Origin of the sequence: Paenibacillus salivarius, assembly GCF_051307165.1 — a bacterium.
GTDB lineage: Bacteria > Bacillota > Bacilli > Paenibacillales > Paenibacillaceae > Fontibacillus.
On record NZ_CP195592.1, the window covers coordinates 784,185 to 798,616 of the forward strand.

16 protein-coding genes are annotated in these 14,432 nt (G+C 53.9%); 11 read left to right on the plus strand and 5 right to left on the minus strand.

Annotated features, from left to right (window positions below; genetic code table 11):
* Positions 1-35: 35 nt before the first annotated feature.
* Positions 36-1,301, minus strand: coding sequence for an urea ABC transporter substrate-binding protein (urtA, locus tag ACSFXJ_RS03540; protein ID WP_435923849.1), 1,266 nt, complete (start codon positions 1,299-1,301; stop codon positions 36-38).
* A gap of 271 nt (positions 1,302-1,572) precedes the next feature.
* Here urtA and ACSFXJ_RS03545 point away from each other — a divergent pair, with 271 nt between their 5' ends.
* From ACSFXJ_RS03545 to ACSFXJ_RS03590, 10 genes are all read left to right on the plus strand, one after another.
* Complete coding sequence (locus tag ACSFXJ_RS03545; protein ID WP_435923850.1) at positions 1,573-1,875, plus strand: urease subunit gamma; 303 nt, start codon at positions 1,573-1,575, stop codon at positions 1,873-1,875.
* Positions 1,876-1,917: 42 nt separating this feature from the next.
* Complete coding sequence (locus tag ACSFXJ_RS03550) at positions 1,918-2,316, plus strand: urease subunit beta (protein WP_435923851.1); 399 nt, start codon at positions 1,918-1,920, stop codon at positions 2,314-2,316.
* Complete coding sequence (gene ureC / locus ACSFXJ_RS03555) at positions 2,300-4,018, plus strand: urease subunit alpha (RefSeq protein ID WP_435923853.1); 1,719 nt, start codon at positions 2,300-2,302, stop codon at positions 4,016-4,018. Before ACSFXJ_RS03550 ends, ureC begins: the two co-directional genes overlap by 17 nt.
* A 17-nt stretch (positions 4,019-4,035) precedes the next feature.
* Positions 4,036-4,728: an urease accessory protein UreF gene (locus ACSFXJ_RS03560; protein ID WP_435923854.1), complete on the plus strand. Its 693-nt coding sequence runs from the start codon at positions 4,036-4,038 to the stop codon at positions 4,726-4,728.
* 54 nt (positions 4,729-4,782) lie between these two features.
* A complete protein-coding gene (gene ureG, locus ACSFXJ_RS03565; protein ID WP_435923855.1) occupies positions 4,783-5,478 on the plus strand; it encodes an urease accessory protein UreG in 696 nt (231 codons plus the stop codon).
* The gene (locus ACSFXJ_RS03570) at positions 5,465-6,334 is read left to right on the plus strand and encodes an urease accessory protein UreD (protein WP_435923856.1); all 870 of its coding nucleotides are present in this window, start codon (positions 5,465-5,467) and stop codon (positions 6,332-6,334) included. Before ureG ends, ACSFXJ_RS03570 begins: the two co-directional genes overlap by 14 nt.
* 114 nt (positions 6,335-6,448) lie before the next feature.
* Positions 6,449-6,715, plus strand: a complete 267-nt coding sequence (locus ACSFXJ_RS03575; RefSeq protein WP_435923857.1) for a metal-sensitive transcriptional regulator — start codon at positions 6,449-6,451, stop codon at positions 6,713-6,715.
* A 38-nt stretch (positions 6,716-6,753) separates the two neighbouring features.
* Positions 6,754-7,065, plus strand: a complete 312-nt coding sequence (locus ACSFXJ_RS03580) for a rhodanese-like domain-containing protein (RefSeq protein ID WP_435923858.1) — start codon at positions 6,754-6,756, stop codon at positions 7,063-7,065.
* Positions 7,065-7,430: a rhodanese-like domain-containing protein gene (locus ACSFXJ_RS03585; protein ID WP_435923859.1), complete on the plus strand. Its 366-nt coding sequence runs from the start codon at positions 7,065-7,067 to the stop codon at positions 7,428-7,430. Before ACSFXJ_RS03580 ends, ACSFXJ_RS03585 begins: the two co-directional genes overlap by 1 nt.
* 619 nt (positions 7,431-8,049) lie before the next feature.
* Positions 8,050-9,222 (plus strand): phosphodiester glycosidase family protein, encoded by a 1,173-nt coding sequence (locus tag ACSFXJ_RS03590; RefSeq protein ID WP_435923860.1) that lies wholly within the window; start codon positions 8,050-8,052, stop codon positions 9,220-9,222.
* An 81-nt stretch (positions 9,223-9,303) separates the two neighbouring features.
* Here ACSFXJ_RS03590 and ACSFXJ_RS03595 read toward each other — a convergent pair whose 3' ends face one another.
* The 4 genes from ACSFXJ_RS03595 to ACSFXJ_RS03610 all read right to left on the minus strand — a co-directional run bounded on the left by ACSFXJ_RS03595 (position 9,304) and on the right by ACSFXJ_RS03610 (position 12,512).
* Positions 9,304-10,011, minus strand: a complete 708-nt coding sequence (locus ACSFXJ_RS03595) for an AIM24 family protein (protein WP_435923861.1) — start codon at positions 10,009-10,011, stop codon at positions 9,304-9,306.
* Positions 10,008-10,433, minus strand: a complete 426-nt coding sequence (locus ACSFXJ_RS03600; RefSeq protein ID WP_435923862.1) for a hypothetical protein — start codon at positions 10,431-10,433, stop codon at positions 10,008-10,010. Before ACSFXJ_RS03600 ends, ACSFXJ_RS03595 begins: the two co-directional genes overlap by 4 nt.
* 180 nt (positions 10,434-10,613) lie before the next feature.
* A complete protein-coding gene (locus ACSFXJ_RS03605; RefSeq protein WP_435925669.1) occupies positions 10,614-11,468 on the minus strand; it encodes a DegV family protein in 855 nt (284 codons plus the stop codon).
* A 132-nt stretch (positions 11,469-11,600) separates the two neighbouring features.
* On the minus strand, positions 11,601-12,512 hold the full coding sequence (locus tag ACSFXJ_RS03610) for an AraC family transcriptional regulator (protein WP_435923863.1): 912 nt from the start codon (positions 12,510-12,512) through the stop codon (positions 11,601-11,603).
* A 161-nt stretch (positions 12,513-12,673) separates the two neighbouring features.
* On the opposite strand from ACSFXJ_RS03610, the gene ACSFXJ_RS03615 reads away from it, so the two are divergent.
* On the plus strand, positions 12,674-14,083 hold the full coding sequence (locus ACSFXJ_RS03615) for an MATE family efflux transporter (RefSeq protein WP_435923864.1): 1,410 nt from the start codon (positions 12,674-12,676) through the stop codon (positions 14,081-14,083).
* Positions 14,084-14,432 lie beyond the last annotated feature (349 nt).

The window sequence follows — 14,432 nt, forward strand, 5'->3', positions numbered from 1 at the left end:
GAGTTGTTGTCAGGCGTTTTTTTTCAATAACCGCTTTACTGCCCTTCGCTTAAGCCCTTCGCCCACTCGTAGGATTTCAGATAAGGGTCCGGTTTAACGGGTTCGCCGGAGTTCCACAATTCCTTGAACTGGCCGTCTGCGGCGACTTCACCGATTCGGACGGTTTTGTAAATATGCTGATTGTCGCCGTCCACCGTTACTTTGCCTTCCGGCGCGGCAAATTCGATCCCTTTGGCAGCTTCCTTCACTTTATCGACTTCGATGGATCCGGCTTTTTCCACGGCTGCTTTCCAGAGGTACACCGCGGTATATCCGGCCTCAATCGGATCGGCGGTGACGCGGTCGCTGCCGTATTTTGCTTTGTACTTCTCGACGAACGTTTTGTTTTCCGGAGTGTCCGTCGTTTGGTAGTAATTCCATGCGGCCAAGTGCCCTTCAAGCACATCGGCTCCGATGCCGCGAATCTCTTCTTCGGCTACGCTAACCGAAAGTGTCGTAAGATCCTTGGACGTAATGCCTGCATCTTTCAGCTGTTTGAAAAAGGCGACGTTGCTGTCCCCGTTCAGGGTGTTGTAGACGATATCCGGCTTGGCTTCTTTAATCTTGCTGATGATGGTGCTGTAATCGGTGTGACCCAGCGGGGTGTATTCTTCGCCGACCAATTCGCCGCCTTCCGCTTCGAGCTGGGCTTTTATGATTTTGTTGGCCGTTCTCGGGAATACGTAGTCGGATCCGAGGAGAAACATTTTTTTGCCCCGGTTTTCAAGAAGCCAGCTGACGGAAGGAACGATTTGCTGGTTGGTGGTGGCGCCGGTATAGAAGATGTTCGGAGAAGATTCGAGGCCTTCGTACTGTACGGGATAAAACAAAAGTCCGTTGTTTTGCTCGAAGACAGGGAGCATCGCTTTGCGGCTGGCCGAAGTCCAACCCCCGAAAACCGCGGCGACTTTGTCCTGCTGCAGCAGTTTGCCCGCTTTTTCCGCGAAGGTCGGCCAATCGGATGCGCCGTCTTCAAGAACCGGTTCGATCTGCTTGCCGAGAACGCCGCCGGCCGCGTTGATCTCCTCGATTGCCAGAAGCTCCGCATCTTTGACGGACACCTCGCTGATCGCCATCGTGCCGCTCAGGGAATGAAGGATCCCTACTTTAATCGTATCGCCGGACGCTTCGGCGGCAGGCGTGCCGTTCCCCGATGTCGTTGCCGGAGCCGCTTTCTTCTCGGCAAGACAACCGGATAATACTGCGGCAGACAGTATGAGCGCCGCTGCGATTTTGCCCATCGATTTCTTATTTAACTTCATGTTTCCCACTCCCTTTTGTCTATTTCCGAACATTCTTCTTGTTGGAGAGCTCCCCCATTCGGTTCGGTTCATGTTCGTTAATCCACATTATAGGTGCGCACGGAAAAATGTGTCAACAATTCTTACATAAAATAATTATTTATTTATTTTGGATTGCTTTATTGACATATTTACAATCATTGTGTAAGGATAGTTAACATAAAATGAAGTTGAGATTGTTAATTTGGAGTATCTCGTGTTATGTAACATGACGTAACAAGGAGGTGTGATATTGCACTGGACAGAGCAGGAAAAAGAGAAATTGTTGATTACGGTAGCCGCCCAACTCGCGCATGCGCGCAAAAACAGGGGGCTCAAGCTGAACGTTCCCGAAGCCATGGCCATCCTGACGGCTGAAGTTCTCGAACGGGCAAGGGACGGAATGAGCGTGGCCGAACTGATGCACTACGGCGGAATGGTGCTAAAAAGGGAGGATTGCATGGAGGGCGTGCCCGAAATGATCCCGGAGGTCCAAGTCGAAGCCACCTTCCCTGACGGAACCAAGCTGGTGACCGTTCATGAGCCGATTCGATAAGCTCGGCCGCGATTTGGATAAAAAGCAGGAGGTGTGGAGTGAATGATTCCCGGAGAATACAGGCTGGTGCGGGAAGATGTCGTGTGCAATGCGGGACGTGCCGCCATCGGCGTTAAAGTAAGGAATTGCGGAGACCGGCCCGTACAGGTCGGCTCCCATATCCATTTTTACGAAGTCAATCCCGCTTTGGAATTCCCGAGGGCCGAAGCGTACGGCAAGCGTCTGAACATCCCGGCCGGTACGGCGACCAGGTTCGAACCCGGGGAAGAAAAAGCGGTGTCGCTGATCCCCTTCGGCGGGAGCAAAATCATCAGGGGCTTGAACCGATTGACGGACGGACCTTTGGCCGTACCGCCTTCGGGGGAAAGGCTTGACGCATTTCTCGGCAAACCGGGAAATTCGGGTGACCGGGGGAGGGATGAAGATGCTTCAAATGACTAGGCAGCAATATGCATCCATGTTCGGACCGACGACAGGCGACGCCGTAAGGCTTGCGGACACCAACCTGTGGGCGGCGGTCGAACGGGATTACACCGTTTACGGAGACGAGTGCAAGTTCGGCGGAGGTAAAGTCATCCGCGACGGTATGGGACAGTCGTCCGTCGCCTCAAGAGAGGACGGTACGCCGGATACCGTTATTACGAATGCGCTGATTATCGACCATTGGGGGATCGTCAAAGCCGATATCGGGATCAGGGACGGGGTTATTTGCGGCATCGGAAAGGCTGGTAACCCCGATACGATGGACGGCGTGGACCCCGCGCTGGTCATCGGAGCCGCAACCGAAATCATCGCCGGGGAAGGGTTGATCGTTACGGCGGGAGGCATTGACGCCCATATCCATTTTATTTGCCCGCAGCAAATCACCGTCGCCTTGGCTTCGGGGATTACGACGATGATCGGTGGCGGGACCGGTCCGGCCACGGGAACGAACGCGACGACATGCACGCCGGGTTCATGGCATATCGCCAGAATGCTGGAAGCGGCGGAGGCGTTTCCGATGAACATCGGCTTCCTCGGCAAGGGGAACTGCTCGAGCCGCGAGCCGTTGGAAGAGCAGGTGAAGGCCGGCGTCATTGGGCTCAAGCTGCACGAGGATTGGGGTTCCACGCCGTCAGCGATCGATGCCTGTTTATCTGTGGCGGACGAATTCGACGTACAGGTAGCCATTCATACGGATACGCTGAACGAAACCGGATTTTTGGAAAAAACGCTCGAGGCCATCGGAGGACGCACCATCCATACGTATCATACGGAAGGAGCGGGCGGGGGGCATGCGCCGGATATCATCCGGGCGGCGGCCGAGACTTACGTGCTTCCTTCCTCGACCAATCCGACGCGCCCGTTTACGGTAAACACGGTGGAAGAGCACCTGGATATGCTTATGGTTTGTCACCATCTTGACCCCGAGCTACCCGAGGACGTGGCGTTCGCGGATTCCCGGATTCGGCCCGAAACGATTGCCGCGGAAGACATTTTGCACGATCTGGGCGTGTTCAGCATCATCAGCTCGGATTCGCAAGCCATGGGACGCGTGGGCGAGGTGATTATCCGGACCTGGCAAACGGCCGATAAAATGAAGCGCCAGAGAGGGCATCTTTCGTTTCGCGATGGATCATTGGCGGATAACGACCGGATCCGCCGGTATATCGCCAAGTACACGATCAACCCTGCCATCGCGCACGGAATCAGCCATATCGTCGGCTCGGTGGAAGTCGGCAAGTGGGCGGACCTGGTGCTTTGGCAACCAAGCTTTTTCGGCGTCAAACCCGAATTGGTGCTCAAAGGCGGGACGATCGCCTACGCGCAAATGGGTGACCCGGGAGCATCGATTCCGACGCCGCAGCCCGTATTCGGGCGGCCGATGTTCGGAGCCTACGGCAAATCGGTTGCCACGGGCTCGATCACCTTCGTCTCCCGGGCCGCCTACGAGGCGGGAATTAAAGAGGTGCTGGGGCTGCGGAAGGCGGTCGAACCGGTCCGAAACTGCCGTTCCATCGGCAAAAAAGACATGGTCCTGAACGATGCGACTCCGCATATCGAGGTCAATCCCGAAACCTATGAAGTCAAGGCGGACGGAGTTCCGCTGACCTGCGAGCCCGCAAAGGAGTTGCCGATGGCCCAGCGCTACTTTATGTTTTGAAGGGCGGTGCTGCATGAATGGAGAAGCTGCAAAGGCTCAGGTTCAGCCAATTGTTGGACTCCGCGCTGCCCGTCGGCGGATTTTCCCATTCCTTCGGACTTGAAACCTACTGCAATGCGGGTAAAATGACGAGCGGCGCCGATCTGGAACGGTACCTGCTCAGTCAGCTTCAGTCGGGATGGGCTCCCTTGGACGGCGTCGCGATGAAAGGGATTTATGAGGCGGCCGCAAACCGCAGCGATAGTGCCGAAATGGCACGGCTCGATCATATCCTTCATGTGCAACGGATATCCAGAGAATCCCGCGAGGGCGTGCAAAAAATGGGGAAGCGTCTGCTGAAGCTGGGACGCTCGTTGTATCCCTGGATCTCGTTTCGGCTCATGGATGATGCGGTGTCGCTGCATGGAGCTCCCTGTACGTTTCCGGCAGTGCTGGCCTGGCTGGCCGTGGAACTGGAGGTTCCGGTTGACGACGCGGTTTGCGGCTATCTTTATATTTCCGTCACGGCGGCGGCCAACAGCGCTTTGCGATTAATGTCCATCGGCCAGACCGAGGTTCAGACGATCATTGCCCGCGTTCTCCCGGAAATTTGCCGGGAATGGGATCGGGTAAAAGAACGCCCTTCGGAGGAGCTTTCTTCTTTCTCCTGGTCGCAGGAAATCTTCGCGATGCGGCATGAAACGCTGCATTCCCGGTTGTTTATGTCTTGATTCTATATTCCATTTTCAATGTCGTTGATCTCTCAAAAATAAGGAGGAGTTATTATGTGTCAGGGAAACGGACATCACCATCATCATGGAGGTTGGGAACGGAAGGCGATCGAACAAGGAAGGACGCTGCGGATCGGAATCGGGGGACCGGTAGGCTCGGGAAAAACGGCGCTGGTGGAAAAGCTGTCCAAGGCGATGCGTACGAGATACAGCCTTGCGGTCATTACGAATGATATTTATACGAAAGAAGACGCGGAAATCCTCCTGCGTCAAAACGCGCTGGACCCGAGCCGGATCATCGGCGTGGAAACCGGCGGTTGCCCGCATACGGCGATCCGGGAGGATGCTTCGATGAACTTTGAGGCCATCGAGGAGCTGGAATCCAGGTTCGACGATCTGCAAATGATTCTGATCGAGAGCGGGGGAGACAATTTGGCCGCCGCTTTTAGTCCCGAGCTTGTCGATCTGTTCATTTACGTCATCGATGTTGCCCAGGGGGAAAAGCTGCCGCGCAAAGGCGGCCCGGGCATTACGCGTTCCGATTTGCTGCTGATCAACAAGACGGATCTGGCTCCGTTTGTGGGCGCGAGCCTGGAAGTCATGCGGCGGGATACGGAAAAGGTGCGGGACGGCAGGCCTTATGTCATGTCCAATTTGATGAGCGGGGAAGGCGTTTCGGAGATTGTTCACTGGATCGAGCATCAGCTCCTGGGCGAAAACACGGAGCCGCACGCCCATGCCAATCATTGAGACCGCAGGCGCCGGTGCGCTGAAAAAAGAACGCCGAAGCGAGCTCCGCGCCGCGTTTTGTCTTGAGAACGACGGGCGGACCTGCTTTTCCGAACGATATTATTCGGCCCCGCTCCGGATTAGCAGAAGCTTTCGCCCCGAAGGGGGGACCGGCGAACTGTGCGTCTACACCGCTGACGTATCCCCCGGCGTGATGGACGGAGACCGGTATTTTTCCGAATGGGAGTTGGGGCCGGGCACGCATGTCATATTGAGCAGCACATCGGCGATCCGCTTGCATCCGACGCCTTATGTTCCGTCCGCCGTGGAACAGATTTTCCGTTTGGAGACAGGGGCGGTGCTTGAATATTTCCCGGACGGCGTCATTCCCTTCCGAGGCTCGAGGTGCACGATGAAAACGGCGTTTTTCTTGGAGCCGGACGCCGTACTAGCCTACGGGGAGATTTGGTCCGCCGGCCGGATCCATCACGGGGAGGCTTTTGATTTTCATTCGTATGCCTCGTCGACGGAAGTTTGGAGGGGGAAGGAGCTGGCGGTGTGGGATCGTTTCGCGTTGGAACCGGGCTCCGGTTTCGGTCCGCAAGACGGTAACGCGGCAATGATGGATTACACGCACTCGGCGGCGCTCTGGATTGTGGCGGACGGGCTTGGAGGGCCGGAGCTCGATGCGATTCAAGGCCAACTTACGCCCGGTGACCGGGTGTTGGCAGGTGCCAGTACCTTGGCGGGACAGCGAGGCATTGCCGTTCGCATGCTGGGATATTCGGCGGAGGAGCTTCAGCAATACTGCTTTCGTGTGTGGAATGCGTTGCGGCATAAAGTGCTCGGCAAACCTCAGCTTATGCTTCGAAAATAGAAAGCTTGTCCCAACGGGGCGGGCTTTTTTTTATCGTTTGGCGAATTGACAAAGGGAGCTCGTTTCACTATTATATACCCGTAGGGGTATCCTATTTGGAATGGAGGAACTCTGATGGAAGTACAGTATTCGGAAGATTTGAAGCGCCGCCTGAAAAGAATAGAGGGGCAGGTTCGCGGCGTTCTGCGGCTGATGGAGGAAGGTAAATCCTGCAAGGAGGTCGTCGGTCAGCTTACCGCGGTCCGCAATGCTTCGGATAAAGCCATTGCCCAGATCGTGGCGGATAATTTGCAGCACTGCCTGCTGAAAGAGCAGGCCGAAGGCGGGGAGACGGATCAGTTGGTCAAGGAAGCCGTTGAATTGCTGGTTAAGAGCCGCTAATAAAATATATTTAAACAATAAGGAGATGACAGTTCGTTATGAGTTACCAAGCGGAGAAGGAAATTTCAGCACAGGAGCTGGCGGAGCGACTGGAGCGCGGGGAAGAGCTTTACATTGTTGACGTGCGGGAGCCGCAAGAGTGGGAAGAGGGGCACATTCCGGGAGCGAAGCATATTCCGCTCGGACAGCTGCCGGAGAGATTCCGGGAACTGGAGGAAGACCGGGAATGGTTCGTCGTTTGCCGAAGCGGCGGGCGGAGCGGTCTGGCCTGCGAGCTGTTGTCCGAATACGGGTATAATGCCGTGAATATGACCGGCGGACTTTTGGCTTGGAGAGGAAAGCTGGTCTAATGGCGGGATTGCTGATTGCGGCGATGATAGTCGCTGTCTGGGGTTTTTGGTTGGTCCGCCAGCTTCTGCCGGTGAAGGACCTTGCTTATGTCGATGCCGCCGTCCTCCGGGAAACTCCGGAAATGACGGCTCACGCCAAAATCGTCGATGTGCGGGATCCCTTTCTGTATGAAAAATGCCATATCAGCGGGGCCATCAATATTTCGCTGGGGCGCTTGCCGTTTCTTTGGAACAAGGAGCTGTCTCCGGACGAGCCGGTCGTGATTTTATCGGAAAGTGTGTACCAAAGCAAAAAAGCCGCAAGACTGCTAAAAAACCGCGGATTCCGTAAAATTTATGCCGTTCGCGGTCGCTTTTGCGCGTAAGGTAAATAAATTGTACGACCGCCGATGAGCGCGAATTGTACTATTTAGCGAAGCTGTCTTCACGCAGTCGTTTGACTGCGTGAGGATAGCTTCGCTTTATTTATAGGGCAGGCTGAATGATTTAGTGCATATAAACCCGGATTTTGAAATCCCCTGCCCAATCTTAATGTAAAACTTGTATATAAATTTCAGAATTTTGTGGATTGTGGATAAAATTTGGCTTTTATCTACCGATTTTGCAATGATCTCAACAACTTTGGGCAAAAATTTAAGTTTTATGCACATAAAATGCACTTATCTTGGGCATAAGTCGTTCGAGTGAGCGGTATTTTCAAAAGGGAAAGATCGAAAGTGGAGCATCAGGTGGCTTGTTTCTGCATAAGTCGGGTATTTGAAGTGGATAAGTAATCGGCGCTGTCGCTTGCGGGCGAATAGCCGGTGGATAAGTAGTCGGCGCAGGAGGTCGCGCGTGAATGAAAGTGGATAACTAGTCGGCGCGGCAGTTCACATTGCTTTCGGCGGCAGCTTTGCGGAAGCAGGATGAAGGTGAAACTTTCTTTTCCGCCCGCGCGTTTACTTGTATAGCATGTAAATTCGCAGCAGTTAGGAGAATAGGAAGATGCAATCGATGCAGCCTCATCCGCCTTCCGCGCTGCCGAGCCGGTCTTCGGCCGGGCGGGGAAAAGGGACGAATAAGCGCAAAGGTGTCAGGAAGCGCCGGAAACGGGGCTTTTGGCGCTCGGTAGGCAGGTTCATCATGGTCATGATGTTTTTGGGGGCGATTGCGGGAATTTGGCTGTTTTTCACGCCTTCCGGCAACAATGTCAGATTTCTCATGGCGGATACGCTGATTACGACACAGCATCGCCATTGGGCCAAATATATTATCGGGCAAGCGGAATTGGACAAACGCGTTGCGGCATACCAGGAACGGTTCGAACAAATGGGTACGGAAAGGGATACGCATACGATCGATTTGCCTGATCCGGACGGGGAGAATGAGCAAGAGGCAGGGGCCGAAGAAAAGCCGCTGATCGAAATCGAAGAGGTATCGGGCAAGGGCTACAAAGGATACGTCCTGACGGTGAACGACCCGACGAAAATCAGGCTCGGGGTCCCGGCAAAACGCGGCAAAGGCGAGAAGGTGTCCAGCATGGTTGCCAGGACCGGTGCGCTTGCCGGCGTAAACGGCGGGGGATTTGCCGATCCGAACTGGAAAGGCAACGGCTTTAAGCCGATCGGGGTCGTTATTTCACGAGGCAAGCTTTACTACAACGGTATAAGCAGCAACGAAGCGACCCAGGTCGTCGGCATCGACAAGAAGGGGAAGATGATCGCCGGGAAGTATACGCTGGATGAGTTGAAGGATCTTGGTATACAGGAAGCGGTGACGTTCCAACCGCGGATAATCGTCAACGGCAAAGGACAGATCCGCAACCAGAAGGAAGGCTGGGGCATCGCGCCCCGGACGGCAATGGGGCAAAAAGAGGACGGCGCCATTCTGTTCGTCGTCATCGACGGGCGCCAGCCGGGTTACAGCATCGGAGCTAGTTTATACGACGTTCAGCAGATCATGCTGGACCACGGAGCGGTCATTGCCGCCAACCTGGACGGCGGTTCATCGACCGTGCTGGTCAAAGAAGGCGGAGAAATCGTGAACAAGCCGTCGTCCGAGTACGGCGAACGCTACTTGCCGACCGCTTTCCTTGTTTTTGAGGACCCGGATCGGGTGGAGATCCCGAACATTTGGGAGGGCCTCAGACCGCAGGATATCGAGGCGGGGAAAAAGTAATCCTCATGCCATGATTAAGCCAAAGAAGAAACGCGCCGACCGAAGCACCTAAAAGTGCGAAGTAAGCGCGTTTTTCGCATTTTATTTGATAAATACGCCGCCGAACGGAATGACTTCACGCAAAAACCTTTTGATGATGCCGTCGTTGTCGGCAAGCTCCCGTTCGAGTTCCCAACCGCCGCCTCCGGCTTGGACCAGCACGAAACCATGGCCCGTAATTTTCCATTGGTATTTCATGCTTTGACTGGCAAGGGTGTTGCCGTATACGGACAACTCCAGCTTGGCGTTCTCCGGGTAAGCGATCAGGCATCCGGTTTCGACAAAGATCGGCTGGTCGGGGTGAATAGGCAGCTCGAGTACTTGGCCCTGGGTCAAAATGCCGATTTGCCCTTCCCCGTGAAATTTCATTTTGACGGCGTCCCGGGTGATCATCATATTTTTCATGCTGAGTATCCTGGATTCCATGCGCACGCCGTCCGTGTAGAAAAAAAGATGCTTGAAATCATATAACAGGTCGCTGTTTGCGCCCAGCGTTATCGGCTTCAGGGTTACGGATGAGGGCATGGATGCGACGAATTGGCAGGGTCCGGTGAAATCGGCGCGAAGCATTTTCTTTTTGCGGTACATGCCTTTGATGTTCATCAACCTGTCGGACCGGCCGCCCGCCGCTCCCCGGTAAGCGATAACTTGAGCGGGATGAAGCACGTGGACCTGTTCGCCGTCGTATACATCGAACGTCACGGCTTGTCCGCCGAAACCGGCAGGCTCGTTCTGGTAAAGGATTTTCATCGGCGAAGCACCAGACGGACCAAACGGAGCAGCAGGAAATAGCCGATCAGCAAAATCACGCCGGTCAAAATAAGGACGCGAGTTTTGTGGGCGCTCGCTTCCCGGGCCTGCTGCGATTCGGTCAAGGCGGCGACCGATGCGGCAAGTTCCTGATTTTGCTTGATCAATTCTTCGTTTTGCAGCCGATACTGTTCAATGGCCGTTTCGGCTTCCGTAAGCTTGTCCTGCGTCATTTGATAGCTTATTTTAAGCTCGTTTACTTCATCGGGGAGCTCGGATAATTCCTTGACCCCCTGGTACAAATCGTTAAAGTAACCGGCGTAGGCACGGGATTGAACCGGGAGAAGAAGTGCACAAACCAGCAGAACGCAGAAGACGGGCAGCGAGTACAGCGCAATTTTATGTTTCGAATCAAGTTTCATTCTTCTCCACCTTTCTCGTGAAAGTCTCTCCATCAATATTACGAAATGCTTCGCCTAAAAGTTTCCGTTTCATATATTTACACGCATATCCCGGATTTGGACGCATAAAAAAGCCCTGTTTCCCGAAAAAGAAAGCTTTCAGGAAGACAGGGCCTATAATTTATACGTTATTCGGATGCACTAAATACCGCAAGCCGACCGGCGCAAATACATAATGGCCACGGTCCGCGGGCCGCAGTGGCACGAAATGGCGCAACCGCCTTCGATCACCGCAACCTCTTTGACATCGTTTTTTTCGAGCAAGGAAGATTTAATATAGTCCGCAGCCTTTTCGGCCAGCGTTTGGGCGACGATGATGAGTTCGCGATCCACTTTATGGATGTTTTCCGTAAAATGATGGATCATGCGTTCTACCGCTTTTTCCGTCTTGCCGCGGTATTTATCGGCGGAGTAGATCAACCCCTCCTTGATGCGTAGCACGGGGCGGATTTTAAGCAGGTTCCCGATCATTTGCTGCACGCTGGAAACCCGTCCGCCTTTATGAAGATAATCAAGACTGTCGACCAGGACCTCGATTTCGACCCGGCCGCGGAGTTCTTCGAGCATCGAGGCGATTTCGGCGGCACTCATACCCGCTTTGGCCGCTTGGGCGGCCTTCACGGCGAGCAGGGCCGTGCCACCCGACACATTCAGCGAATCTACGACGATGACGCGTCCTTTCGGCAGCTCCTCGGCTGCGATCAACGCGTTCTGGTAGGTGGAAGAGAGCTTGGAAGACATGCTGATGAACAAAACGGTATCACCTTGTTCAATCCATGGTGTAAATGCCGAGATAAAATCCGCGGGGGACGGGGCCGAAGTACGGGGCAATTCCCCGGTTTGGTCGGCTCGCCGGTATATATCGGTTGTGGTGATCTCCAGCTTGTCTTTGTAGGCGTTTTCACCGTACACGACGTAGAGCGGAATGATCCCGATATCATATTGAATCTGCCAGGATTCCGGGATATCGGAGATGCTGTCCGCAAATATTTTCACTTGTGTCAACGCGTTTCCTCCAAATCGTAAGTTAGTAATGATAGATTGCTATTCTCTTGATTATAGAGGACGTTTCTCCTATAAGCAAAAAAGATGAACCGTGGAGATTTATCCAATTGCCCCGTCTCCTCATTATGCCTTGCTCCAGGCAAACAGCTGCCGGTATTTGCGTGGCGGCATGCCTTCGAACCGTGAGAAGGTAGCGGTAAAGTAGGCCGCATGATTAAAGCCGACCTCTTCGGCGATGCGTTCCACCGGCAGATTCGTCTGCAGCAGCAGCAGCTTGGATTGGTCGATCCGCAGGCGCAGCAGGTAGTTGGAAGGCGAGCAGCCGAACACCTTTTGCATACAGCGCGCGATATAAACCGGATGGAAATTGATCGCTTCGCCCATTTTTTTTGCGGAAAAGGGCTCGTTCAAATGCTCGCGCAGGTAGGAAGCGGCCCGTTCGGCACAAACGGATTGCGGTGACGGCCCGCCCGTGCCGAGCGAAGCCGAGAGCAGGATAATCAGCTCCTGAAACAAAGCCTGCTGCTTCATCCGTACGCCGGGAAGGTGAATACGGCGATTCATTTCATTAAGACCGTCGATCGTTTCGGCCACCTTTTGCGGCTGGGCCAGCTTCGTAAATTGAGGGAACGCGACGGTATAAGGCGTTACCGTAAACGGCGGGAGCGACGTATACCCTTGCGGTTCCCCCTCGGGGGCGCGCCCGGAATGGAGATGATATTCTTCCTCGTCCATGACACGCCACTCCCCGGGGAGTTGAAAGTGAACCCAGTAATGGAGCGACTCCTCGCGGCATCCTTCATAGCCGTAATGCGTTTTGTCCGGCCGCAAAATCAGCGCGTGCCCCTCCGTAATTTCGTATTTTTGATCATCCTCGCCGACATACAGGCAGCCCTGAACAACTACGAGAAGGTCGAAGGCGCCGATATTTTTGCGGCTGACATGCCTTCCGCCGGGCGGAAGCAAGGTTAAACCGCTGACAATGTAATGGGGGAGCGGAGGCGCGGTTAATTCGATGACGGACGGCATATTCATCCACCTTTCCCCTCTGAAATTGAGGTTTGAATATTGAAAAATTGAGTTGATAAAATGATACATCGGTATCACTATACCATCTATAATGGATTTCATGCTATAAATGTTTTGAATGCGGGCAGGCCGAATTGTTCCCGGTTCTACAGGAGGTTGTAATAGTTATGAAAAATAAGGACAGCGAGAGAAACAAATTTTCCCTATGGCTGCTCGCATGGCCTATCTTTATCGAACAGTTTTTGCAATTTTTGCTCGGTTCGGTCGATACCTTGATGGTCAGCCGGATCTCGGACGACGCGGTGGCAGTGGTCGGCTTCTCCAACCAGTTGTTTAACGCGCTGATGACGCTGTTTGCCACGGTAGCCAGCGGAGCGGGGATCGTTATTGCGCAAAAAATCGGCTCGCGTAAGGAGAACGAAGCGCGGACCGTAGCGATTATCGCATTTAACGTCACGGCCGGCATCGGCCTGGCGATCAGTATTTTGCTTATAGCCGCACCAGGGCCGATCGCGAGAATGCTGCAGCTGCCGGACGAGCTGCTTTCCCTTGCCGAGGTGTATATCTCCATCGTCGGCGGCGGTATGATTCTTACGGCTTTGATGTCCGCCCTAGGCACGGCGATCCGCAACACCGGCAACACCAAAGGGCCGATGATGACCGCGATCGGGATGAATATCATTCATATCATCATGAACTACTGCTTTATTTTCGGGGCGTTCGGGTTTCCGCAATGGGGGCTTACGGGGGTTGCGATCTCCACGGTGATCAGCAGACTGCTGGCCACGATCGTGCTGTTCTTTATTTTCCTCGGGTCCTTTGAACGTAAAATCGGAATTCGCGACTTCCGGTTGTTCGACCGGAGATTGTTCAAGGAAATTCTCGTCATCGGATGGCCGTTGGGCGTCAACTCGGCGAGCTGGGTATTTTCCCAATTGGCGATCTTCTCGTTCCTGGCCATGCTCGGTTCAACGGAATTGACGGCGCGAACCTATATGAACACGCTGGAATCGTTCTGCTTCCTGCTCGGGTTCTCGCTCGCGCTTGCGGTTCAAATCCAAATCGCCCACTTATACGGGGCGGGCCGTACGAAGGAAGCATACAAGGCGGTTTACAAAGTGCTGGCGATCGCGCTGCCGCTCGTGATGGTCAATGCGTTTATCATCGTAGTTTTCGGCAAGCATGTGCTTGGATTGTTTACGAAAGACGACGATATCCTGGCGCTTTGCGGTACGCTGCTGTGGCTGAATCTGCTGCTGCAGCCGGGCAAAATGGTCAATATGGCGATCGGCAACTCGCTTAATGCGGTCGGAGATACACGCTTTACGATGAAAATCTCCCTCATATTCATGTGGGCGGTCGCGACCGGATGTTCTTACGTGTTCGGCGTTTCGCTAGGTATCGGTATTATTGCGATTTACTCCTGCATGATTGCCGATGAGTACATCCGGGGCGTTTTGTCTTACTTCCGCTGGAGAGGCCAAAAATATTTGCGCATGAAGGACGCCGACATGGAAAAGCAACGGGAGCTGGAGCAGCGGCGCTCCGGGGATGGAGTGGCCAGCCCGGCGCTGTAACACGAAAAGCCGGACAGGGATCGTGATGATCCTTATCCGGCTTTTCTAGTGGTATAGGATAGGCCGATTGTTGCACTATTTACAACAATTTCCCCAAGAACACGAGGTGGCGAGCGAAAATGTTGTACAATTTGCAGTATTTTCCCGTGCTTCTCTGGCAGTTCACTTGATTTTTGTTGAAAATGCTGCAAATCATGCAACTTTGGGGCATTGGACCGCCTTTTTGAGGCAATATGCTGTATTCAATACAACATTCGCAGCTTGGTTCACTTGAAATGCGTAAAAAAGCCCTCTCATTCAACCGGCGGCCGATGGTCCGCTAGAAGAGAGGGAGGGCATGTTTTTTACT